Origin of the sequence: Microbacterium aurantiacum (assembly GCF_021654035.1) — a bacterium.
Taxonomy (GTDB): domain Bacteria; phylum Actinomycetota; class Actinomycetes; order Actinomycetales; family Microbacteriaceae; genus Microbacterium; species Microbacterium aurantiacum.
In genome coordinates this window covers 582,126-603,819 of record NZ_JAJPDW010000002.1, presented here as the reverse complement: position 1 = coordinate 603,819, position 21,694 = coordinate 582,126, and the positions used below count along the sequence as shown (strand labels likewise).

The 21,694-nt window shown below is 71.1% G+C and carries 19 protein-coding genes and 1 riboswitch; of the genes, 13 read left to right on the top strand and 6 right to left on the bottom strand.

Annotated elements, in window-relative coordinates:
* The first annotated feature begins 1 nt into the window (after nucleotide 1).
* From hpaD to LTL01_RS08285, 3 genes are read left to right on the top strand one after another with little or no spacing between them, the layout of a single operon-like run.
* Entirely contained in the window at nucleotides 2-1,144 is a 1,143-nt protein-coding gene (hpaD, locus tag LTL01_RS08295; RefSeq protein WP_236968167.1) for a 3,4-dihydroxyphenylacetate 2,3-dioxygenase, read from the top strand.
* Nucleotides 1,141-1,929, top strand: a complete 789-nt coding sequence (locus LTL01_RS08290; RefSeq protein WP_053549000.1) for a 2-keto-4-pentenoate hydratase — start codon at nucleotides 1,141-1,143, stop codon at nucleotides 1,927-1,929. Before hpaD ends, LTL01_RS08290 begins: the two co-directional genes overlap by 4 nt.
* Complete coding sequence (locus LTL01_RS08285) at nucleotides 1,914-2,693, top strand: aldolase/citrate lyase family protein (protein ID WP_236968166.1); 780 nt, start codon at nucleotides 1,914-1,916, stop codon at nucleotides 2,691-2,693. Before LTL01_RS08290 ends, LTL01_RS08285 begins: the two co-directional genes overlap by 16 nt.
* Before the next feature lie 167 nt (nucleotides 2,694-2,860).
* On the opposite strand, the gene LTL01_RS08280 is transcribed toward LTL01_RS08285, so the two are convergent.
* Nucleotides 2,861-3,202 (bottom strand): hypothetical protein, encoded by a 342-nt coding sequence (locus LTL01_RS08280; RefSeq protein ID WP_236968165.1) that lies wholly within the window; start codon nucleotides 3,200-3,202, stop codon nucleotides 2,861-2,863.
* Nucleotides 3,203-3,275: 73 nt separating this feature from the next.
* Here LTL01_RS08280 and LTL01_RS08275 point away from each other — a divergent pair, with 73 nt between their 5' ends.
* From LTL01_RS08275 to LTL01_RS08260, 4 genes are all read left to right on the top strand, one after another.
* Nucleotides 3,276-4,073 (top strand): transglutaminase-like domain-containing protein, encoded by a 798-nt coding sequence (locus tag LTL01_RS08275; RefSeq protein ID WP_053548585.1) that lies wholly within the window; start codon nucleotides 3,276-3,278, stop codon nucleotides 4,071-4,073.
* A gap of 128 nt (nucleotides 4,074-4,201) precedes the next feature.
* The gene (locus LTL01_RS08270) at nucleotides 4,202-5,056 is read left to right on the top strand and encodes an ABC transporter substrate-binding protein (RefSeq protein WP_236968164.1); all 855 of its coding nucleotides are present in this window, start codon (nucleotides 4,202-4,204) and stop codon (nucleotides 5,054-5,056) included.
* The gene (locus LTL01_RS08265) at nucleotides 5,053-5,895 is read left to right on the top strand and encodes an amino acid ABC transporter permease (RefSeq protein WP_236968163.1); all 843 of its coding nucleotides are present in this window, start codon (nucleotides 5,053-5,055) and stop codon (nucleotides 5,893-5,895) included. The genes LTL01_RS08270 and LTL01_RS08265 overlap by 4 nt, the downstream gene beginning before the upstream one ends.
* The gene (locus LTL01_RS08260) at nucleotides 5,892-6,626 is read left to right on the top strand and encodes an amino acid ABC transporter ATP-binding protein (RefSeq protein WP_236968162.1); all 735 of its coding nucleotides are present in this window, start codon (nucleotides 5,892-5,894) and stop codon (nucleotides 6,624-6,626) included. The genes LTL01_RS08265 and LTL01_RS08260 overlap by 4 nt, the downstream gene beginning before the upstream one ends.
* A 59-nt stretch (nucleotides 6,627-6,685) precedes the next feature.
* Here LTL01_RS08260 and LTL01_RS08255 read toward each other — a convergent pair whose 3' ends face one another.
* Both LTL01_RS08255 and glyA read right to left on the bottom strand, forming a co-directional pair.
* Nucleotides 6,686-7,579: a bifunctional methylenetetrahydrofolate dehydrogenase/methenyltetrahydrofolate cyclohydrolase gene (locus tag LTL01_RS08255; protein WP_236968161.1), complete on the bottom strand. Its 894-nt coding sequence runs from the start codon at nucleotides 7,577-7,579 to the stop codon at nucleotides 6,686-6,688.
* Nucleotides 7,576-8,850 (bottom strand): serine hydroxymethyltransferase, encoded by a 1,275-nt coding sequence (gene glyA, locus LTL01_RS08250; RefSeq protein WP_236968160.1) that lies wholly within the window; start codon nucleotides 8,848-8,850, stop codon nucleotides 7,576-7,578. The genes LTL01_RS08255 and glyA overlap by 4 nt, the downstream gene beginning before the upstream one ends.
* A 59-nt stretch (nucleotides 8,851-8,909) precedes the next feature.
* Nucleotides 8,910-8,992: riboswitch (ZMP/ZTP riboswitch) on the bottom strand.
* 73 nt (nucleotides 8,993-9,065) lie between these two features.
* Here glyA and LTL01_RS08245 point away from each other — a divergent pair.
* The 5 genes from LTL01_RS08245 (at nucleotide 9,066) to LTL01_RS08225 (ending at nucleotide 14,688) form a co-directional block, all read left to right on the top strand.
* The gene (locus LTL01_RS08245) at nucleotides 9,066-10,238 is read left to right on the top strand and encodes an N-acetylglucosamine-6-phosphate deacetylase (protein ID WP_372461318.1); all 1,173 of its coding nucleotides are present in this window, start codon (nucleotides 9,066-9,068) and stop codon (nucleotides 10,236-10,238) included.
* Between the two features lie 10 nt (nucleotides 10,239-10,248).
* Nucleotides 10,249-10,719: a YrdB family protein gene (locus LTL01_RS08240; protein ID WP_082334755.1), complete on the top strand. Its 471-nt coding sequence runs from the start codon at nucleotides 10,249-10,251 to the stop codon at nucleotides 10,717-10,719.
* Nucleotides 10,716-12,137 carry an FAD-binding oxidoreductase gene (locus LTL01_RS08235; RefSeq protein WP_236968158.1) on the top strand — a complete coding sequence of 474 codons (1,422 nt, stop codon included), beginning with the start codon at nucleotides 10,716-10,718 and terminating at the stop codon, nucleotides 12,135-12,137. The genes LTL01_RS08240 and LTL01_RS08235 overlap by 4 nt, the downstream gene beginning before the upstream one ends.
* Nucleotides 12,138-12,203: 66 nt before the next feature.
* The gene (locus LTL01_RS14855) at nucleotides 12,204-13,703 is read left to right on the top strand and encodes a L,D-transpeptidase family protein (RefSeq protein ID WP_236968157.1); all 1,500 of its coding nucleotides are present in this window, start codon (nucleotides 12,204-12,206) and stop codon (nucleotides 13,701-13,703) included.
* A gap of 16 nt (nucleotides 13,704-13,719) precedes the next feature.
* Nucleotides 13,720-14,688 carry an acetylxylan esterase gene (locus LTL01_RS08225; protein ID WP_236968156.1) on the top strand — a complete coding sequence of 323 codons (969 nt, stop codon included), beginning with the start codon at nucleotides 13,720-13,722 and terminating at the stop codon, nucleotides 14,686-14,688.
* 83 nt (nucleotides 14,689-14,771) lie between these two features.
* On the opposite strand, the gene LTL01_RS08220 is transcribed toward LTL01_RS08225, so the two are convergent.
* Entirely contained in the window at nucleotides 14,772-16,991 is a 2,220-nt protein-coding gene (locus LTL01_RS08220) for an NADP-dependent isocitrate dehydrogenase (RefSeq protein WP_236968155.1), read from the bottom strand.
* 153 nt (nucleotides 16,992-17,144) lie between these two features.
* Here LTL01_RS08220 and LTL01_RS08215 point away from each other — a divergent pair, with 153 nt between their 5' ends.
* Nucleotides 17,145-17,597 carry a GNAT family N-acetyltransferase gene (locus LTL01_RS08215; protein ID WP_053548477.1) on the top strand — a complete coding sequence of 151 codons (453 nt, stop codon included), beginning with the start codon at nucleotides 17,145-17,147 and terminating at the stop codon, nucleotides 17,595-17,597.
* A gap of 236 nt (nucleotides 17,598-17,833) precedes the next feature.
* On the opposite strand, the gene LTL01_RS08210 is transcribed toward LTL01_RS08215, so the two are convergent.
* Both LTL01_RS08210 and LTL01_RS08205 read right to left on the bottom strand, forming a co-directional pair.
* Nucleotides 17,834-19,651, bottom strand: a complete 1,818-nt coding sequence (locus LTL01_RS08210; protein WP_236968154.1) for an ABC transporter ATP-binding protein — start codon at nucleotides 19,649-19,651, stop codon at nucleotides 17,834-17,836.
* Nucleotides 19,648-21,444 (bottom strand): ABC transporter ATP-binding protein, encoded by a 1,797-nt coding sequence (locus tag LTL01_RS08205; protein WP_236968153.1) that lies wholly within the window; start codon nucleotides 21,442-21,444, stop codon nucleotides 19,648-19,650. The genes LTL01_RS08210 and LTL01_RS08205 overlap by 4 nt, the downstream gene beginning before the upstream one ends.
* Between the last annotated feature and the right edge of the window lie 250 nt (nucleotides 21,445-21,694).

Below are 21,694 nucleotides of genomic sequence, written 5' to 3'. Positions count from 1 at the left end.
CATGACCGACAAGACCCTCACCTCCTCGGGATTCTTCGTCTCCCAGGAGGCGCCCATCCACTCCGACAACCCGATCCCGACCCCCTCCGCGCCCGCGCCCGACATCCTCCGCTGCGCGTACATGGAATTGGTCGTCACCGATCTCGCGGCATCCCGCGTCTTCTACGTCGACGTGCTGGGCCTGTACGTCACGGAGGAGGACGAGAACGAGATCTACCTCCGCTCGACCGAGGAGTTCATCCACCACAACCTCGTTCTCCGTCAGGGGCCGGTCGCCGCCGTCGCGGCGTTCTCGTACCGCGTACGCACGCCCGAGGACCTCGATCGCGCCGTCGCGTTCTACGAGGAGCTCGGATGCCGCGTCGAACGCCGCGGGGAGGGTTTCGTCAAGGGAATCGGCGACGCGGTGCGCGTGACCGACCCGCTCGGATTCCCGTACGAGTTCTTCTTCCAGACCGAGCACGTCGAGCGGCTGTCGTGGCGCTACGACCTGCACACGCCCGGCGAGCTCGTGCGCCTGGACCACTTCAACCAAGTGACCCCCGACGTGCCGCGCGCGGTGAACTTCATGCAGTCGCTCGGGTTCCGGGTGACCGAAGACATCCAGGACGACGAGGGCACCGTCTACGCCGCGTGGATGCGGCGCAAGCCCACCGTGCACGACACCGCGATGACCGGTGGCGACGGCCCGCGCATGCACCACGTCGCGTTCGCCACGCACTCGACGCACAACATCCTCGCGATCTGCGACAAGCTCGGCGCGCTCCGCCGCTCGGACGCGATCGAGCGCGGGCCGGGCCGGCACGGCGTGAGCAACGCGTTCTACCTGTACCTCCGCGACCCCGACGGGCATCGCGTGGAGATCTACACGCAGGACTACTACACCGGCGACCCGGACAACCCCGTCATCACGTGGGACGTGCACGACAACCAGCGTCGTGACTGGTGGGGGAACCCCGTGGTGCCGTCCTGGTACACCGAGGCTTCGCTCGTGCTGGACCTCGACGGCAATCCGCAGCCCGTGGTCGCCCGGACGGACAGCTCGGAGATGGCGGTCACGATCGGCGCCGACGGGTTCTCCTACACCCGTCCGGCCGAGGGCGCGGCATCCATGCCCGAGTACAAGCTCGGAAACCAGCTGTGAGCCTCGCCCCCGAGGTCATCGCGCAGCTCGCGGAGGAGCTCGCCGAGGCCGACCGCACGCGCACGCTCATCCCCCGCATCACCGCGCGGCACCCCGACGCGACCGTCGAGGACTCCTACGCGATCCAGGGGGTGTGGCGCGACCGCATGATCGCCGAGGGGCGCCGACTCGTCGGCCGGAAGATCGGCCTCACCTCGAAGGCGATGCAGCAGGCGACGGGGATCACCGAACCGGACTACGGCGTGATGTTCGACGACACCGTGTACGGCTCGGGCGACGAGATCCCCGTCGAGCGGTTCTCGAACGTCCGCATAGAGGTCGAGCTCGCCTTCGTGCTCGGCCGCCCCCTCGAGGGTCCCGACTGCACGCTCGAGGACGCCCTCGCCGCGATCGAATCGGTCGTGCCCGCCCTCGAGGTCCTCAACTCCCACATCGAGCTCGAGGGACGGACGATCGTCGACACGATCAGCGACAACGCGGCGTACGGCGCCATGGTGCTCGGCCCCCGGCGCGTCGCGCCCGGCGAGGTCGACCTGCCCTGGGTGCCCGGCGTGCTCAGCCGCAACGGCGAGATCGAGGAGACCGGGGTCGCCGCCGGCGTCCTCGGGCACCCGGTGCGGGGCGTGGCGTGGCTGGCGAACAAGTTCCACCAGCACGGCGCGCGCCTCGAGGCGGGAGAGATCGTCCTCGCCGGCTCCTTCACCCGCCCGATGTGGGTGCAGGCGGGCGATAGCGTCGAGTGCGACTTCGGACCCCTGGGAGTGATCGCATGCCGCTTCGTCTGAACCCCACCTTCCGCGACGTGCTGGCCGCCGCGTCCCGCCCGCTGGCGGGGATCTGGGTCTGCTCCGGCTCGCCCCTAGTCGCCGAGATCTGCGCGGGATCGGGCCTGGACTGGACGCTCATCGACATGGAGCACTCCTCGCACAGCCTGGACTCGGTGCTCGCGCAGCTGCAGGCGGTCGCGGCCTACCCGATCACGCCGGTCGTCCGCGTGCCGATCGGCGACGTCGTCGTCATCAAGCAGGTGCTCGACCTCGGGGCGCAGAACATCCTGGTGCCGATGGTCTCGTCCGTGACGGATGCCGAGCGGGCGGTGTCCGCGGTGCGCTACCCCCCGCGCGGCATCCGGGGGGTGGGATCCGCCCTCGCCCGGTCCGCCCGTTGGAACCGCGTGGACGGGTACCTCGACGACGCCGACCGGCACGTGTCGCTCTTCGTGCAGATCGAGACGGCCGACGGCGTGGAGGCTGCCGCCGAGATCGCCGCCGTCGACGGGGTGGACGGGGTGTTCGTCGGACCGTCCGACCTCGCCGCGTCGATGGGGCTGCTCGGTCAGCAGACGCATCCGGAGGTCCGCGCCGCGGTCCTGCGCGCCTTCGACGCGGTGCGGGCGACGGGAAAGCCCGTCGGCGTGAACGCATTCGACCCCGACGTCGCCGACGGATACCTCGCCGCCGGGGCGTCCTTCGTCCTCGTCGGGGCGGACGTCGCCCTCCTCGCGCGCGGCTCCGAGGCCCTCGCCGCCCGCTTCGTCGCCGACGCCTGACACGCCCGCGGGCGCGGACTTGGCATGCTGGTCTGCCGCGCGGATCCCGTCGATCGGGCTCGGCTTCCCGAGCGTCGCGGGCGCCGCACGGGCCCGGCCCGACGCGACGATCGTGCCCACCACCGGTGACGGCGGAGGCTCATGGGACTCGCCGACCTCGTGAACTCCTAGTCGTCTGCGGACGCGGGTTCTTGTGGAGCGACCCGCCACTCGCTGACGAATTCCGCGACGTCCTTCGTGGCGAGATCGCGCCGAACACGCAGGAGCAGGGCATCGGCCTCCTGGGCACCGCCGGCGGTCACCCTCAGCACCTCTCCCCCGGACTCACGGCGGGAGACGACCAGATCGATCGCGGAGGGGCCCGCCTCCACGTCGTTCGTGAGGAGGCTCGCGGCGATGCTCGCGGCGGTGCGGAGCGCCTTGACCAGAGGAGTCCCACGGCGAGGAACGAGGGCGGCATCCAGGTACGTGGACGCCGGTTCGAACGGCGTGTTCCGGTGCTGGCCCATCCTTCCAGTCTGCCCCACACGATCCGCCTCGCCGGGCAGGCGAGAGGGGCGCGGACGTGCCATGCTGGCGGGCATGAAGAGAGATGTCGCGAGCCGGATCGAGCTGGACGTCACCGAACCGGCGGAGCTGGTCTTCTCCACGGCGGTCAGCGGCCACCACACCCCGGTCACCGAGCACGTGTCGTTCACGGTCGACGGCGAGGCCGTCGCGTTCGAGCGGATCCCCGATGCGCACGGCACGCGCCTGTTCACCGTGGCGAGTCCCGCCGGACGCCTGGTCGCCTCGTACGACGCCTCCCTCGACGGACTCGCCTCCTCCGCCGTCGCCACCGCGACGGACCTCATCACCTACCGCCGCCCCAGCCGATACGCCGAATCGGATGCGCTCGGACCGACGGCGTTCGCCGAGTTCGGCGCGATCACGGATCCGGCCGAGCTCCTCGCCGCCGTCTCGTCGTGGGTGGGCACCCGCCTCGCGTACGTCAGCGGTTCGAGCCTCCCCACCGACGGCGCGGTCCGCACCCTTCTCGGCCGCCAGGGCGTGTGCCGCGACTACGCGCACCTGACCGTCGCGCTGCTGCGCGCGCTCAACATCCCCGCGCGCCTCGTCTCGGTCTACGCGCCGGGCCTGCATCCGATGGACTTCCACGCGGTGGCCGAAGCGTGGGTCGAGGGCGGCTGGCACGTCGTGGACGCGACGACCCTCGCGCCGCGCTCGACGCTCGTGCGCATCGCCACCGGACGGGATGCCGCCGACACGGCGTTCCTGACCGTGGTGTCCGGTCGCGTGAACCTCGTCGACATGACGGTCACCGCGGTCGCCGATGTGCTCCCCGACGACGATCTGGACACCCTGACGCAGATCAACTGAGCCCCTCACGTGTGAAGAACCTGTAACAGAGCGTCTCCCGCGTGCGCCGGATCCGCTCGGGGCAGGGAAGATGGAGGGTGGGCTCGGCGCCGACAGCACGGCCCGCCCACCCCGATCTGGAGGCCCCCATGCACCGTCGTCGCTCCCTGTCCGCCGCCCTGGCGGGTGTCGCGCTCACCGCTCTCGCCCTGACCGGCTGCGCCGGCGGAACGGATGCCGGGGCAGGCGGTGACGAGACCCCCGCCGCCGACGAGGGCTACCTCACGCCGGGCAAGCTCACCATCGCCACGGGCGAGATCGCCTACGAGCCCTACGTCGTCGACGACGACCCGGCCTCGGGCGAGGGCTTCGAGGCCGCCATCGCCTACGCGATCGCTGACGAGCTCGGCTTCGCGCCCGAGGACGTCGAGTGGGTGCGGACGAGCTTCGAGGCGGCGATCGCCCCGGGGCCGAAGAACTTCGACTTCAACATCCAGCAGTACACGATCACCGACGAGCGCAAGCAGGCCGTCGACTTCTCCTCCCCCTACTACTCCGCCAGCCAGGCCGTGGTCGGCATCAACGGCGGCGCCGCCGACGGCGTCGACTCGATCGACGGGCTGAAGGACCTGACCCTCGGCGCGATGGCGGGGTCCACGAGCGCCCAGACGATCGAGGACGTCATCCAGCCGAACACCGAGCCCCTGCTCTACGGCTCGAACGAGGACGCCGTGGCCGCGTTCAACGCCGGCCAGTTCGACGCGTTCGTCATCGACCTCCCGACGGCGTACCTCGCCACGGCGCTGTACATCGACGACTCGTTCATCGTGGGCGAACTCCCCGCGGGCGGCGTGGCCGACGAGTGGGGCGTCGTCCTCGGCAAGGACTCGCCGCTCACCGAGCGCGTGTCCGCCGCGATCGACACGCTGCGCGACAACGGCACGCTCGCCGAGATCACCGACGAGTGGCTCGGCGCGGGCCAGGGCGTCACACTGTTGCAGTGACGCACACCCCCAGCGCCCTCGAGCTCGAACGGCGGGCCTTCCGGGCCCGGCAGTCCCAACGGTCGGTCCTGGTGGCGATCGCGTCGTCACTGGCGTTCGCCGCGATCGTCTGGCTGACGGTGGTGAACACGCCCGGATGGGCCGCCGTCCAGCAGTCGTTCTTCAACATCGAGATCGCCCTGGCGTCCCTTCCGCAGGTGTGGGAGGGGTTCCTGCTCAACCTCCAGGTGCTCGGCTGGTCGCTGGTGACGGTGTCGGTCGTCGCGGTCACGATCGCGGTGATCCGGACGCTCCCGGGGCCCGTCTTCCTGCCGTTGCGCGTGCTCGCGGCGGGGTACACGGACATCTTCCGCGGACTGCCGTTCATCATCGTGCTCTACCTCGTGGGGTTCGGCATCCCCACCCTCATGAACGAGCGCCTCAACCTGATCTTCCTCGGCACGCTCGCCGTGACCCTGACCTACTCGGCGTACGTCGCCGAGGTGATCCGCGCGGGCATCGAGGCGGTGCATCCGTCGCAGCGGCTCGCCGCCCGCGCGCTGGGGCTCGGGTACACCCAGACCCTGCGCCGCGTCGTCCTCCCCCAGGCCCTCCGGAAGATCACCCCGCCCCTCATGAACGACTTCGTCGCGATGCAGAAGGACGTCGGGCTCATCTCGATCCTCGGCATCACCGACGCGGTCCTCGCTGCGCGCATCGAGTCGTCGCAGACGTACAACTTCACCCCCTACGTGGTGGCCGGCATCCTGTTCATCCTTCTGGCGATCCCCACGATCCGCCTGACCGACTGGTACGCGTCGAAGCTGCGCGCCCGCGAGCAGAGCGGAGCGATCGTATGAGCGCGGTTCTGCGGGCCACCGGCATCTGGAAGGCCTTCGGCGAGCGCGAGGTGCTGCGTAGCGTCGACGTGGAGCTTGCCGCGCACGAGGTGGTCGCCCTCATCGGCGCGTCCGGCTCGGGGAAGTCGACGCTCCTCCGGTGCCTCAACCTCCTCGAGCCGATCGACGACGGGCAGATCTTCCTCGGCGACGAGGACATCTCCGACCCGCGGGTGAACGCCAACCGCATCCGCGCGCGCCTCGGGGCGGTGTTCCAGAGCTACAACCTGTTCCCGCACCTGTCGGTGCTCGACAACGTCACCCTCGCCACGCGCGTCGTCCACCGCACCGGCAAGCGTCAGGCGGAGGAGCGCGCACTGGCACTGCTGGAGCGCGTCGGTCTCGCCGACAAGGCGCGCGACCATCCCGACCGGCTCTCCGGCGGGCAGCAGCAGCGCGCTGCGATCGTCCGCGCCATCGCGACGGATCCCGAGGTGCTGCTCCTCGACGAGATCACCTCGGCCCTCGACCCGGAGCTGGTGGGCGAAGTGCTGGAGCTCGTCCGCCAGCTCGCCGCCGAGGGCACGACGATCCTCATGGCGACGCACGAGATGGCCTTCGCGCGGGACGTCGCGCACCGCGTGGTGTTCCTCGACGCCGGCACGATCGTCGAGGAGGGGCCGCCCGCGGACGTCTTCCGGGCACCGCGCGAGGCGCGCACGCGCGCGTTCCTCTCCCGCTTCACCGCCTGAGCGCGGCCCGGCGACGCGGACCCGCCGACGGATGCCGGGGCCCGCGCCGCAGGATCGGATCAGGCCGAGGCGGCGGTGACGGCGCGCTCGGCGGCCTCGACGACGTTGGTCATGAGGAGCGCCACGGTCATGGGCCCCACCCCGCCGGGGTTCGGCGAGACGAATCCGGCGACGTCGGCGACATCCGGTGCGACATCGCCGAAGACCTTGGCCTTCCCCGTCTCGGGGTCGTCCTCCCGGGTGACGCCGACGTCGAGGACGGCGGCTCCGGGCTTCACGTCCGCGGCGGTGATGAGGTGCTTCACGCCCGCCGCGGCGACGATGACGTCCGCCTGACGGAGATACTGCCCGGCATCCTTCGTCCCGGTATGGACGAGGGTGACCGTCGCGTTGTACTCGCGGCGCGTGAGGAGGAGGCCGATCGAGCGGCCGATCGTCACCCCGCGGCCGACGACGACGACGTGCGCGCCGTCGAGGTCGTAGCCGTTGCGGACGAGGAGCTCGATGACACCGCGCGGCGTGCACGGCAGGGGCGTCGTGATCGGCGCATTGACGTTCAGCACCAGTCGGCCGAGGTTGGTCGGATGCAGCCCGTCGGCATCCTTCGCCGGGTCGATGCGCTCGAGGATCGCATCGGTGTCGAGGTGCTTCGGCAGCGGCAGCTGCACGATGTACCCGTGGCAGGTCGGGTCGGCGTTCAGCTCGTCGATGACGGCCTCGACCTCGGCCTGGGTGGCGTCGGCGGGCAGCTCGCGCTGGATCGAGTTCATGCCGATCGCCTCGGACTGGCGGTGCTTCATCCCCACGTACAGCTGCGACGCCGGGTCCGCCCCGACGAGCACCGTGGCGATGCCGGGGACCACGCCCTGCGCGCGGAGTGCGGCGACCCGCTCGGTCAGTTCGGCCTTGATGGCCGCGGCCGCGGCCTTCCCGTCCAGGACCGTCGCGGTCACTGCTGCAGGCCCGGGTAGAGCGGGAAGGCCTCGGTGAGCACCGCGACGCGCGCGCGGAGCGCCTCGACGTCCGCGCCCGGGAGGAGGGCCTGGGCGATGATGTCGGCCACCTCGGTGAACTCGGCGTCGCCGAACCCGCGGGTCGCGAGCGCGGGCGTGCCGATGCGCAGGCCCGAGGTCACCATCGGCGGCCGCGGGTCGTTCGGCACCGCGTTGCGGTTCACGGTGATCCGGATGTCGTGCAGGAGGTCTTCGGCCTGCTTGCCGTCGATCGCGGCCTCGCGGAGGTCGACGAGCACGAGGTGCACGTCGGTGCCGCCCGAGCGGACCGAGATCCCGGCGGCGGCGACATCGGGCTGCGTGAGGCGATCGGCGAGGAGCTTCGCGCCGCGGAGGGTGCGCTCCTGACGGTCGCGGAACTCCGGCGTCGCGGCGAGCTTGAACGCCGTGGCCTTCGCCGCGATGACGTGCATGAGCGGTCCGCCCTGCTGGCCGGGGAAGACGGCGGTGTTGAGCTTCTTGGCGAGGTCGGCGTCGTTGGTGAGGATGATGCCCGACCGGGGACCGCCGATGGTCTTGTGCACCGTCGAGGAGACGACGTGCGCGTGCGGCACCGGCGAGGGGTGGACACCGGCGGCGACGAGACCGGCGAAGTGCGCCATGTCGACCCACAGGTACGCACCGACCTCGTCGGCGATCGCGCGGAAGGCGGCGAAGTCGAGCTGACGGGGGTACGCCGACCAACCGGCCACGATGACCTTGGGACGGTGCTCGCGCGCCAGGCGACGGACCTCGTCCATGTCGATCAGCGAGGTCTCGGCATCCACCCCGTACGCGACGATGTCGTAGAGGCGGCCCGAGAAGTTGATCTTCATGCCGTGGGTGAGGTGACCGCCGTGGTCGAGCGACAGCCCGAGCAGCGTGTCGCCCGGGCGTGCGAGAGCGTGCAGCACGGCGGCGTTGGCCGTGGCGCCCGAGTGCGGCTGGACGTTGGCGAACGCGGCGCCGAAGAGCGACTTCGCCCGCTCGATCGCGAGCTCCTCGGCGACGTCGACCTCTTCGCAGCCGCCGTAGTACCGACGACCGGGGTAGCCCTCGGCGTACTTGTTGGTGAGGACGGACCCCTGCGACTGCAGCACCGAGACGGGCACGAAGTTCTCAGAGGCGATCATCTCGAGGAAGCCCTGCTGACGGGCGAGCTCACGGTCGAGGACGGCGGCGATCTCGGGATCGACCTCGGAGAGGGGGGCGGTGAAGGACGGATCGGTCATGGCGAACTCCTGACGACGGTGGGCGTGTGTCGAGGGCCGTCGCGGGGCGACGGCGATCGAGGCCCGGCCCAGGCGTGCGGTCGATGCCGTGTCGGTCGCTCCCCGGTGGGTACCCACCTCAACGCCAGTCGCGACGCCCACGAGCATAACGGATGCCGCGGGCCCCAGGCTCCTCGCTAGGGTTCCTCCATGCACGTCGAGCTGCCCGGGTGCCCGTGAACGTCCTCGTCCGCGACGTGCGCCTGGTCGACCACGACGAGGTCGTCGACGACGCGTGGGTCCGCTTCGCCGACGGACGCGTCACCGCGACGGGCCGCGGGACCCCCCGTGATCCCGGTCCGGGGGTGCGCGTCGTCGACGGCGACGGCGGTGTCCTCACTCCGGGGTTCATCGACATCCACGGCCACGGCGGCGGAGGTGCCGCCTACGACGACGGGCATGCCGCCGCGGCGCGCGCCCGTGCGTTCCATCGCGGGCACGGGACGACGCGCGCCGTCCTCTCCCTCGTCACCGCGCCGCTCCCGCGCCTGGTCGAACGCGTGGCGACGGTGGCCGACCTCGCCGCGAGCGACGAGACCATCCTCGGAAGCCACCTCGAGGGCCCGTTCCTCGACCCCGGTCACCACGGCGCGCACGACCCCGCCCTCCTCCGCCTCCCCAGCCGGGCGGACATCGACAGGCTCCTCGTCGCCGGCAGGGGCACCATCCGCCAAGTGACCCTGGCCCCCGAACTCCCCGGAGCGGAGGCCGCCCTCGCACAGTTCCGCGCCGCGGGCGTCGTCGTCGCCGTGGGGCACACCGACGCGGACGCGATCACCGCCGCGCGCGCGTTCGACGCCGGCGCACGGATCCTCACCCACGCCTTCAACGCGATGTGCGGCATCCATCACCGCCATCCGGGTCCGGTCGTCGCCGCACTCCGGGACGACCGCGTCGTGCTCGAGGTCATCGCCGACGGAGTGCACGTGCATCCCGACGTCGTCGCCCTCCTCGTGACCGCCGCGCCCGGACGCATCGCACTCGTCACGGACGCCACCGCCGCCGCCGGGACGGGCGACGGCCCCTCCGCCCTCGGCTCGCTCGCGATCGAGGTGCGCGAGGGCGTCGCGCGTGTGCGGGGCACCGACACGATCGCGGGATCGACGCTGACGCAGGATGCCGCCCTCCGGCGGGCGGTCGCGGCCGGAGTCCCCCTGCCCGCCGTCGTCACGGCGCTCACCTCCACACCGGCGCGCGCGATCGGACGCCCGGATCTCGGGCACCTCGACGCGGGATCGCCCGCCGACGCGGTCCTCCTCGACTCCGACCTGCGCGTGCGGAGGGTGTGGATCGCGGGCGTCGAGGAGCGACCGGACGACTCCGGGATCGGCGACGGCACCGCGCCGTAGACTGGTGGGCATGTCGGATGCCGCTCGCCCCTCGGTCCCCGCGCAGCCGGAACCCGCTCCCGCGGCCGCCTCGCCCGCGGCCCCCGCGACGGCGCGACCCGTGCAGCCGCAGCCGCCCGCGGCCCCGGAGCTCCCGGCCGGTACGCGCGCACCCCTGTCGGCGGTGGATCTCCTCGCCTTCGTGTGCGAGCTGTTCGCGTTCGTCACCCTCGCCATCTGGGGTTTCGCGATGTGGCCGCTGCCGTGGAACATCGTCGTCGGGATCGGCGCACCCGTCGCCGCGATCCTCGTCTGGGCGCTCTTCGTCTCGCCGCGCGCGGTCATCCCTGTGCACCCGTTCGTCCGCGGCTTCGTCGAGCTCCTCGTGTACGCCTCGGCCACCGTGGCGTGGTGGGGCATGGGCCAGCCCTGGGTGGGTGTGATCTTCGCCGTGATCGCGGTCACCGTGGGCGTGATCTCCGGACGCCGCCGCCTGGCATGAGCACCCCCGACGCCCGGGCCCCCCGACCCGCGGATGTCGTCGCCCTCCTGCAGAGCGCGCTCGGCGAGCGCGTCGACACCGACCCCGCCGTCCTCCGCTCCGTACGTGCGGACAAATCCGGGCACGCCGCCGCGGGCACACCGCTCGCGGTCGTCCACGCCGAGAGTGTCGCCGACGTCCAGGAGACCCTGCGCATCGCCTCCGCCACCGGCACGCCCGTCGTCACGCGCGGGGCCGGGACGGGCCTCGCGGGTGGAGCGAACTCGGGTGCCGGCGAGATCGCCCTCTCGGTGCGCCGCATGGACCGCATCCTGGGCATCCGTCCCGACGACCTCGTCGCGGTGGTCGAGCCGGGCATCATCAACGCCGACCTGAACGCCGCGCTCCTCCCCCACGGGCTCTGGTGGGCGCCGGATCCGGCGAGTCGGGCGATCTCGACCGTCGGCGGCAACATCGCCACCGGCGCCGGCGGCCTCCTCTGCGCGAAGTACGGCGTCGTGCGCGACGCGGTCCTCGGCGTCGACGTCGTCCTCGCCGACGGCCGCCTCCTCCACCTCGGCCGCGGCACCGTCAAGGGGGTCACGGGCCTCGATCTCACCGCGCTGATGATCGGCTCGGAGGGGACGCTGGGCGTCATCGTGGGGGCGACGCTGAAGCTGCGCCGCGTCGTTCCCGGCGAGACGCGGACCCTCGCGGCGACCTTCACGCGGGTCGGAGACGCCGCGCGCGCCTCCGCCGCGGTCACCGCCGCCGGTCTCCAGCCCGCCGTCATGGAGCTGATGGATGCCGCCGCCCTCGCCGCGGTGCACGATCTCCTCGCCCTCCCCGCACCGACACAAGGCGGCGCGCAGCTCACGGTGCAGACCGACGGGCCGGCGGCGGATGAGGAGGCGCGGGCCATCGCGGAGGTGCTGCGCACGCGCGGCGGAACCGTCGTCGTCGCCGTGGACGCCGCGGAGGGCGAACGCCTCCTCGCGATCCGCCGGTCGCTGCACCCGGCGATGGAGCGCCTCGGCACGACCCTGATCGAAGACGTCTGCGTGCCGCGGAGCGCCCTGCCGGCGATGTTCGACGAGATCGCGCGGATCGAGCGCGAACGGGACCTGCGGATCCCCACGGTCGCCCACGCGGGCGACGGCAACCTGCATCCCAACTTCGTCTTCGACGTCGCGCCCGGGCCGGACGGGGTCGTGGAGGTGCCGGCCGCCATCTGGGAGGCGGCGGACGAGCTGTTCCGGGCGGCGTTGCGGCTCGGGGGCACCCTCACGGGCGAGCACGGCGTCGGTGTGCTCAAGCGCCGGTGGCTGGCCGACGAGCTCGGCGAGGACCAGTGGCGCCTGCAGCGGGAGATCACCGCGGTCTTCGATCCCGCCGGCATCCTCAATCCGGGGAAGGTCTTCGCCCCTGCAGCACCGTGATCTCGCCGTAACCTGCCGTCCCTTACCATGGAACGACACTGCGCGCAGAACCGGGGGGTGAATGACGTGACAGATCTCACGACCAGGACCGAGGCGGACGACTCCGTCGACCGCGTCGCATCGGACCAGACCGAGCCGATCGACGACCGTCCGTCGACCCCGCCCGCGGACGGCTCCGGCGGCGACGCCGATGCGCCGGTCTACGCGTGGGCCCCCGCCGAACCCGCGCCCCGCAAGCGTCGTACGGGCCTGTGGATCGGGGTCGGTGCCGCCGTAGCTGCGGTCGGTCTCGTCGTCTCCTCGATCTTCCTCGTCGCCCCCGGCGCCGCCGTCGGCGGCGTGGGCGTGGGACTGCACACCCCGGGTGCGGCCGTCGACGCCGTCAACCAGCGCCTCGCCGAGACCACCGTCGTCCTCACCGGAGCGGGCGGAGACGTCGAGGTCACCGGAGCCGATCTCGGGGCATCCGTCGACGCCGCGGCGCTCGTCGACGCCGCGTACTCCGCCTCCCCCGCCTGGAACCCGACCGCCTGGTTCCCGGCATCCGTCGACGCTCCCGTCGAGATCGACCCGATCGCGGCGACCGCGGCCCTTCGCGAGGCCGTCCCCGAGCTGTACACCGATCCGGTCGAGGCGACCCTCGCCTTCGACGCCGGATCGACCTCCTACGTCACCACCCCCTCCGCGGAAGGCGCCGGCATCGACGTCGAGACGGTCCGCGTCGCCCTGCAGGACGCTTTCGCGGCCGGTGAGACCAGCGTCGATGTCGAGGCCGTCACGGCCCCCGTGGACGCGATCACCACCACCGCGGCGGCCGACGAGGTCGCCGCGCGCCTGAACGGCATCCTCGACACCGCCGGCTTCTACGTCGGCGAAGAGCGCGTCGTCCCCGTCGACCGCGCCGTCGCCGCCTCGTGGCTCACCGTCACCCCCGACGACAGCGGATCGTTCGCGATCTCCGCCGACGCGGCGGCGATCGAGGGCATGATCGGCGGCCTCCCGGAAGCCGTCAACCGCGCCGCCGTCGACGCCCGCATCATCACCAACTCGCGCGGTGACGTCCTGCGCGAAGAGATCGCCGGCGTCACCGGACGCGAGCTCGGCGACACCACCGGGATCGCCGAGGACTACGCGGCGCAGCTCGCCGCGGGCGAGGGCGCCTTCGCCCTGCCGGTCACCGAGACGGAGTTCGCGACGACGGCGATCGCCCGCACCATCGAGGTCAACCTCAGCTCGCAGATGACCTACATGTTCGAGAACGGCGAGGTCGTCCGATCGTTCCCGATCTCGTCGGGTCTGCCGGGAACCCCCACCCCCACCGGTCGCTTCGAGGTCTTCGCGCACGTGTCCATGCAGGACATGGGCTGCTTCGAGGGCGCCGAGTACTGCACCGAGAACGTGCCGTGGGTCGTGTACTTCTCCCCCGACATCGCCTTCCACGGCGCGTACTGGCACAACAACTTCGGCCAGCAGATGAGCCACGGCTGCGTCAACCTGCCGGTCGCGACCGCCAAGTATCTCTTCGACTGGACCCCCACCGGCACCGAGGTCTGGGTGCACTATTGACCCCTAGAGTGGCGGGGTGCCCCGATTCGACCTGCCGCTCGACGAGCTCCAGTCCTACCGCCCCGACATCCCCGAGCCGTCGGATTTCGACGCGTTCTGGACGGACACGCTGACCGCCGCACGCAGCCATGACGCGCCCGGGACGATCACACCCCACGTGACGCCGCTGACGCAGCTCGAGGTCTTCGACGTCTCCTTCCCCGGATTCGCCGGCGACCCCGTCCGCGCGTGGCTGACCGTTCCGGCGGGTGCCGAGGAACCATTGCCGGCTGTCGTGGAGTTCAACGGCTACGGCGGAGGACGCGGGCTTCCCGTCGAGCGCCTCGCCTGGGCGGCATCCGGGTACGCCCACCTGTTCATGGACACCCGCGGTCAGGGAAGCGGCTGGGGCACCGGGGGCGACACCCCCGACCCGCACGGCACCGGCCCCTCCGGATCCGGCTTCATGACCCGCGGGATCGATGACCCCGCCGACTACTACTACCGCCGCGTCTTCACGGACGGCGTCCGGGCCGTCGACGCCGCCCGCGCACTCCCGCAGATCGATGCAACGCGCGTCGCCGTGACGGGAGGAAGCCAGGGCGGCGGCATCGCCTTGGCGGTCGCGGGCCTGAGCTCGGACCTTCGCGCCTGCATGCCGGATGTGCCGTTCCTGTGTCACTTCTCGCGCGCGGTGGGGCTCACCGATCACGACCCGTACCAGGAGATCGTCCGCTATCTCGCCGTGCATCGCGGCGCGGAGGAGCGCGTCTTCCGCACCCTGTCCTACTTCGACGGCGCGGCGTTCGCCGCCCGGGCCACGGCGCCGGCGCTGTTCTCCGCGGCGCTGATGGACCTCACCTGTCCCCCCTCGACGGTGTTCGCCGCGTACAACCGGTACGGGGCATCCGACAAGGAGATCCGCGTGTACCCCTTCAACGACCACGAGGGCGGTCAGAGCCGTCAGTGGTGGGAGCAGGCGGAATTCCTCGCGGCGAGGATCTGACCGGCGCCGATCGATCGACCAAGACGCGAAACGGTCGCCCACGAGATGCGGGCGACCGTTTCCACGTCCTGTGGACGCGATGCTCAGGCGAGCGCGTCGATGATGCCGTTGAACGTGTGCGACGGACGCATCACGATGTCCACGCGCGCGGTGTCGGGACGGTAGTAGCCGCCGATGTCGGCCGGCTGCCCCTGGACGGCGGCCAGCTCGGCGACGATCGTCTCCTCGTTCGCGGCCAGCTTCTCGGCGACGGGCGCGAAGATCGCGGCGAGGTCGGCATCCGCCGTCTGCCGCGCCAGCTCCTGAGCCCAGTAGAGCGTCAGATAGAAGTGGCTGCCGCGGTTGTCGATCGACCCGAGCTTGCGGCCCGGCGACTTGTCGTTCTCGAGGAACGTCCCCGTCGCCGCATCCAGCGTGTCGGCGAGCACCTGGGCGCGCGCGTTGCCGGTCGTCGTGGCGAGGTGCTCGAGCGACGCGGCCAGGGCGAAGAACTCCCCCAGCGAATCCCAGCGGAGGTAGTTCTCCTCCACGAGCTGCTGCACGTGCTTGGGCGCGGATCCGCCGGCACCGGTCTCGAACAGGCCGCCGCCCGCGAGCAGCGGGACGATCGAGAGCATCTTGGCGCTCGTCCCCACTTCGAGGATCGGGAACAGGTCGGTGAGGTAGTCGCGGAGCACGTTCCCGGTGACGGAGATGGTGTCCTCGCCGCGGCGCATGCGCTCCAGGGTGTACTTCGTCGCCTCGTCCGGGGGCAGGATCACGATCTCCACGCCGGCGGTGTCCAGCAGCGCGAGGCCCTGGTGGACCTTGGCGATGAGCTGGGCGTCGTGCGCGCGGTTGACGTCGAGCCAGAAGACCGCGGGCACCCCGGTCGCGCGGGCGCGCGTGACGGCGAGCTTCACCCAGTCCATGACGGGGATGTGCTTGGTCTGCGTGGCGCGCCAGATGTCTCCGGCGCCGACGACGTGCTCGAGGAGGACGGTGCCCTCCGAGTCGAGCACCTGGACGGTTCCGGGTGCGGCGATCTCGAAGGTCTTGTCGTGGCTGCCGTACTCCTCGGCCTTTTGCGCCATGAGGCCCACGTTGGGGACGGTGCCGATCGTGGCGGGGTCCAGCGGACCGTGCGCGATGACGTCCTCGATGACGGCCTGGTAGACGCCGGCGTAGGAGGAGTCGGGGATGACGGCGATGGTGTCGTCCTCGCCGCCGTCGGCACCCCAGAGCTTGCCACCGTTGCGGACGAGCGCGGGCATCGAGGCGTCGACGATCACGTCGCTCGGGACGTGGAGGTTGGTGATGCCCTTGTCGGAGTTCACGTACGACAGGCGCGGACCCTCGGCCATGGCGGCCTCGATCGCTGCGACGATCTCGTCGCCGCCCTCGACGGTCGCGAGACCCGACAGGATGCCGCCCAGACCGTTGTTGGGCGTGAGGCCGGCCTCGGCGATGCGGTCGCCGAACCGGTCGAAGACGTCGGCGAAGTACGCCTTGACGACGTGCCCGAAGATGATCGGGTCGCTGACCTTCATCATCGTGGCCTTGAGGTGCACCGAGTACAGGACGTCGTCGGCGGATGCCGCGGCGAGCGTCTCGGCGAGGAAGGCGTCCAGCGCCGCCGCCGACAGGAACGTCGCGTCGATGATCTCGCGCGGCAGGACCTTCAGGCCCTCCTTGAGCACGGTCTCGGTGCCGTCCTCGGCGATGTGGCGGATGGTCAGGACGTCGTCGTGCGCGGCGACCCAGGACTTCTCGTTGCTCTTGAAGTCGTCGTGGCCCATCGTCGCGACGCGGGTCTTGGATCCCTCGGCGAACGGCTTGTTGCGGTGCGGGTGCTTCTTGGCGTAGTTCTTCACCGCGAGCGGGGCCCGCCGGTCGCTGTTGCCCTCACGGAGCACCGGGTTCACGGCGGAGCCCTTGATGCGGTCGTAGCGGGCGCGGATGTCCTTGTCCTCGACGCTCTGCGGGTCGTCCGGGTAGTCGGGGATGTCGTATCCGAGCGCCTGGAGCTCCGCGATGGCGGCCTTCAGCTGCGGGATGGACGCCGAGATGTTCGGCAGCTTGATGATGTTCGCCTCGGGCAGGGTGGCGAGACCGCCAAGCTCGGCGAGGGCGTCGCCGACCTGCTGCTCCGGGGTGAGCTTCTGGGGGAACGCGGCGAGGATGCGGCCGCCGAGCGAGATGTCGCGGATCTCCACGTCGACGCCCGCCTGACCGGTCACGGCCTGGATGATGGGGAGGAACGATGCCGTCGCCAGCGCCGGCGCCTCGTCGGTGTACGTGTAGATGATGGTCGAGTCAGTCACCTGTGTCGTCCTTCTTTCAGTCCCGGCCACCTTATCGCACCGACCTCAAAGTATCTCGACGTCGAGATATCTTCGGTGTCACCGGCTCGCCCGTGTGACGCTCTGTCCACACCCGCGCGTGACCCCGACGGGCATTGCCGTTAGCCTGGGGCCATGGGTGAACTGCGACTTGAGGAACTGTCCGCTTCGACGATCGTCGCCGTCAACAACATGTCCCTCAAGCCCGGGCAGGAGGAGTTCCTCTCCCCCGTCAGCTACGGCATCGCCGCCACCGTGGTGAACCCTCAGACCTCGTGGCAGCGCGTCGTCCTCGACGGCGACGACGTCGTCGGCTTCATCAGCGGCAACTTCGACCCCGACTTCCCCCAGGAGCACTTCCGCTCGGTCCTGTGGCGCATCAACGTCGACGCCGATGACCAGGGGCGCGGCGTGGGCCGCTTCGCCGTCGAGGGTCTGCTCGGCGAGGCCCGCGAGCGCGGCATGTCGCACGTGAACGTCATCTACGAAGCCGGTGAGGGTGGGCCCCAGGCGTTCTTCCACCGTGTCGGCTTCGAGCCGGTGGGCGAGACGGAGTACGGCGAGGTCATCGCCGAGACCCGTCTCTGACCTCCGCGCAGACCGGCGGCGGGGCCTCGGATACCCCTCCCCCATCGGGGCCTCGCCGTCTTCGTCCCCCCACTCCCCACAGAAGCCGCCGTCATCAGACGGCGGCTTCTGTCACGCTCGCTCCCGATGCCCCGAGCAGGATCGCGGAGATGCGCACGATCGCGGACGGGGTGCCCACGGGGCATCCGTCATCGTGCACATCTCCGCGATCGTGCGCACGGGATGCGCGCGCAGAGTCAGACGAGCGACTCCCGCCACGCCGCATGGAGCTGGGCGAACTTGCCCGATCCCTCGATGAGCGCGCGGGGCTCGTCGTCCTCGATGATGCGCCCGTGCTCCATCACGAGCACCCGGTCGGCGATCGCGACGGTGGACAGCCGGTGCGCGATGATGATCGCCGTGCGGTCGGCGAGCAGCGTCTGCAGGGCCTGCTGGATCTGCCGCTCGGAGGGGATGTCGAGCGACGCCGTCGCCTCGTCGAGGATCAACACCGCGGGGTCGGCGAGGAACGCGCGCGCGAATGAGATCAGCTGCCGCTGACCGGCCGACACGCGACCGCCGCGCTTGTTCACGTCGGTGGCGTACCCGTCGGGGAGCGCCTCGATGAACGCGTGCGCGCCGACGGCGCGGGCGGCATCCTTGATCTCCTCGAGGGTCGCGTCGGGCTTGCCGAGCGCGATGTTGTCGGCGACCGTGCCGCTGAAGAGGTACGCCTCCTGCGTGACCATGACGATCGCCCGGCGGAGGTCCTTCGGATGCAGTCGGCGAAGGTCGACGCCGTCGAGGGTGACCGCGCCCACGCTCGGGTCGTAGAAGCGGGAGACGAGCTTGGCCAGCGTCGATTTGCCCGCCCCGGTCGTCCCGACCAGGGCGATGGTCTGCCCCGCGGGGATGTCGAGCGAGAAGTGCGGCAGGATCGTCGGCCCGTCGGCGTACCCGAAGGTGACGTCACGGAACTCCACGTGCCCGCGCGCGGCCCACAGGTCGACCGGCTCGTCCGGGTCGGGAACGGTCGGTTCCTCGTCGAGGACGCCGGAGACCTTCTCGAGCGCCGCCGTGGCCGACTGGTACGAGTTCAGGAAGAACGCGACCTCCTGCAGCGGTGAGAAGAAGTTCCGGACGTACAGGACGGCCGCCGTGAGGACGCCGACCGCGATCGCGCCGTCGGCGACACGGATGCCGCCCCACAGCACGATGAGGGCGAGCGAGACGGTGGCGATCGCCATGAGTCCCGGTTCGAAGGTTCCGAACAGGCGGATCGAGCGCATGTTCACGTCGCGGTAGTGCTCGGCGAGACCGCCGAACTCCTCGTCGTTGCGGGGCTCCTTGCGGAACGCCTTGACGGCGCGGATGCCGGTCATCGACTCGACGAACTTGACGATCACCGACGCGCTCACCACCCGCGACTCGCGGTACACCCGCTGCGAGCGCAGGTAGAACCAGCGCATCAACAGGAACAGCGGGATGCCCATGACGGCGAGGATCACGCCCGACTGCCAGTCGAGCAGCAGGAGGGCGACGAGGGTGAACAGGCCGAACATCACTCCGGAGACGAGTTCGTTGAGGCCCCCGTCGAGGAGCTCGCGGATGGTGTCGAGGTCGCTGGTCTGCCGCGAGATGATCCGGCCCGACGTGTACGACTCGTGGAACTCCAGACTGAGCCGTTGAGTGTGCAGGAAGATGCGCTTGCGGAGGTCCAGCATGATCGCCTGCGTGAGGCGGGCCGCGACGACGACGTACCACCCGATGAGGGCGGCGCCGCTGACAGCGGTGAGGAGGTAGAGCCCGACGACGCCGATCGTCGGCATCCAGTCCATCTCGTCGAGGACCGCCGGGAGAGCGCTGTCGATGCCGAACGCGATGAGGGCGGGGCCGATCACCCGGAGGGCCGTGGAGACGACGAGCACGATGCCGGCGAGGATCAGCTGGCCCCGCACGGGCGAGATGAGCGAGCCGAGGAGCCGCAGCGAGCGCCGCCGGATCGCCCGGCTCTCCTCGCGGGTGTAGTCCGAGCGGTCCTCGCCGCTCGTGCCGGAGACGGTGGTGGGGGTCACGGGTTCGCCTCCTCGAGGCTGGAGATGACGTGCCGGTAGTGCTCGCTCTCGCGGAGGAGCTCCGAGTGGGCGCCGACGGCGGTGACGCGACCGGCTTCGAGCAGCGCCACCCGGTCGGCGAGGGTCACCGTCGACGGGCGGTGGGCGACCACGAGTGCTGTAGTGGAGTGGAGGACCTCGCGGAGCGCGTCCTCGACCAGCTTCTCGGTGTCGACGTCGAGCGCGGACAGCGGGTCGTCGAGGACCAGGACGGCGGGGCGCGCCGCGACCGCACGCGCGAGCGCGAGGCGCTGACGCTGCCCTCCGGAGAGGGAGAGTCCCTCCTCACCGATGACGGTGTCGACGCCGTCGGGGAGGTCGTCGACGAAGTGCGCCTGCGCGACGGCGAGCGCCTCCCGCATGATCGCCTCCCCCTCGGGCGAGGCCGGATCGAGGTCCTCACGGCCGAGGAGGACGTTCTCGCGCACGGTCTGCGAGAACAGCGTCGCGTCCTCGAACGCCATCCCGATGTGGGTGCGGAGTTCGCGCAGCGACAGGTCGCGGATGTCGACGCCGTCGAGCGTCACGCGCCCACCGGTGACGTCGTAGAGGCGGGTGGGCAGCGTCGTCAGCGTCGTCTTCCCCGACCCGGTGAGGCCGACGAGAGCCATCGTCTCCCCCGGCCGTAGCTGCAGGTCGATGCCGTCGAGGAGGTCGCGCTCGTGCGGCGCGGCATCCTGATACCGGAAGTGGACGCCCTCGAACGCGAGCTCTCCGCGCGGGGCGGCGAGGGTCGCCGGCGCGGCGGGGTCGGTGATGGTGTTCTCCTCGTCGAAGACCTCGAAGATGCGGTCGGTGGCCGTGCGCGCATCGAGGGTGAAGGAGAAGAGGAACCCGATCGACTCCATCGGCCAGCGGAGGACCACGGCCATGGCGAAGAACGCCACGAGCTCGGCCGTCTCCAGCTGACCGAGCTGGACGAGGAAGATGCCGAGTCCGAGGCACAGGGCGAAGGCGATGTCGGGAAGGAGCACCAGCCAGAACCAGATCCACCCGACGGCCCGGGCCTTGTCGAGCTCGGTCTCGCGGAGGGTCTCGGCCTGGCGAGCGAACTTGCGGAGGGCGTGCGTGCCGCGCCCGAACGCCTTCAGGACACGGATGCCGTGGACGCTCTCCTCGACGCTCGTGGCGAGGTCGCCGGCCTGGTCCTGGCTCTGCCGCGCGAGGGTGCCGTAGGTCTTCTCGAAGCGGTAGCCGGCGTACCACAGCGGTGCCGAGACGAGGAGGAAGAGCGTGCCGAGCGCCCAGTGCCAGCGGAAGAGCAGGGCGGTGCCGACGAGAATCGTCAGAGTGTTCACGACCAGGAGCACGACACCGAACGCCATCCAGCGCCGCAGCATGCTGATGTCCTGCATCATGCGGCTGAGGAGCTGGCCGGACTGCCAGCGGTCGTGGAACGAGACGGGGAGGCGCTGGAGGCGGGCGTAGAAGCTCGTGCGCAGCCCGTACTCGACCTTCGTCGACGGGCCGAGGACGAACCATCGGCGCAGCCACACCATGAGCGCCTCGGTCAGGCCGAGACCGAGGATCGCCGCGGCGCCCCACGCGATCAGGGCTATGTCGCCGGAGGCGAGCGGACCCGCGACCACCTGCTCGAGGACGAGCGGGATCGCCAGGGCCAGCAGGCTCGCGACCAACGCGCTGGCGGCGCCGAGGGCGAGGCGCGGCAGCACCGGTCGTGCAAAGGGGAGGAGGCGCGCGAGCGCGCGCGGAGTGGAGACGGTCGGCCGTTTCGGGCTGGCGGTAGCGGTCATGATCCTTGTGGGGAGGTGGAGCGGGCCCGGATCGGGCGAGGTGGGCGCGGGCGAGCGCGGGAGCGGAGTCCCCCAGAGGAGAACGCCGAAGTGAGCGGGTTATGCCCGCGGGCGGGAGAGCCGGGGGGGCCTAGCGGCCGGAGCCCGGTCCGTACGCGGGGGCACCCGCGGGGAGGAGGACGGCGGTCTTCGCGACGTCGGCGGCCTGGATCATGGCGTCCTCCTCAGGTGAACGGGCAGAGCCCGAGCG

Coding starts and splice junctions, on each gene's coding strand:
- hpaD (WP_236968167.1), top strand. CDS start 2: ATGACCGACAAGACCCTCACCTCCTCGGGATTCTTCGTCTCCCAGGAG.
- LTL01_RS08285 (WP_236968166.1), top strand. CDS start 1,914: ATGCCGCTTCGTCTGAACCCCACCTTCCGCGACGTGCTGGCCGCCGCG.
- LTL01_RS08280 (WP_236968165.1), bottom strand. CDS start 3,202: ATGGGCCAGCACCGGAACACGCCGTTCGAACCGGCGTCCACGTACCTG.
- LTL01_RS08275 (WP_053548585.1), top strand. CDS start 3,276: ATGAAGAGAGATGTCGCGAGCCGGATCGAGCTGGACGTCACCGAACCG.
- LTL01_RS08270 (WP_236968164.1), top strand. CDS start 4,202: ATGCACCGTCGTCGCTCCCTGTCCGCCGCCCTGGCGGGTGTCGCGCTC.
- LTL01_RS08260 (WP_236968162.1), top strand. CDS start 5,892: ATGAGCGCGGTTCTGCGGGCCACCGGCATCTGGAAGGCCTTCGGCGAG.
- glyA (WP_236968160.1), bottom strand. CDS start 8,850: ATGACCGATCCGTCCTTCACCGCCCCCCTCTCCGAGGTCGATCCCGAG.
- LTL01_RS08240 (WP_082334755.1), top strand. CDS start 10,249: ATGTCGGATGCCGCTCGCCCCTCGGTCCCCGCGCAGCCGGAACCCGCT.
- LTL01_RS08235 (WP_236968158.1), top strand. CDS start 10,716: ATGAGCACCCCCGACGCCCGGGCCCCCCGACCCGCGGATGTCGTCGCC.
- LTL01_RS08215 (WP_053548477.1), top strand. CDS start 17,145: ATGGGTGAACTGCGACTTGAGGAACTGTCCGCTTCGACGATCGTCGCC.
- LTL01_RS08205 (WP_236968153.1), bottom strand. CDS start 21,444: ATGACCGCTACCGCCAGCCCGAAACGGCCGACCGTCTCCACTCCGCGC.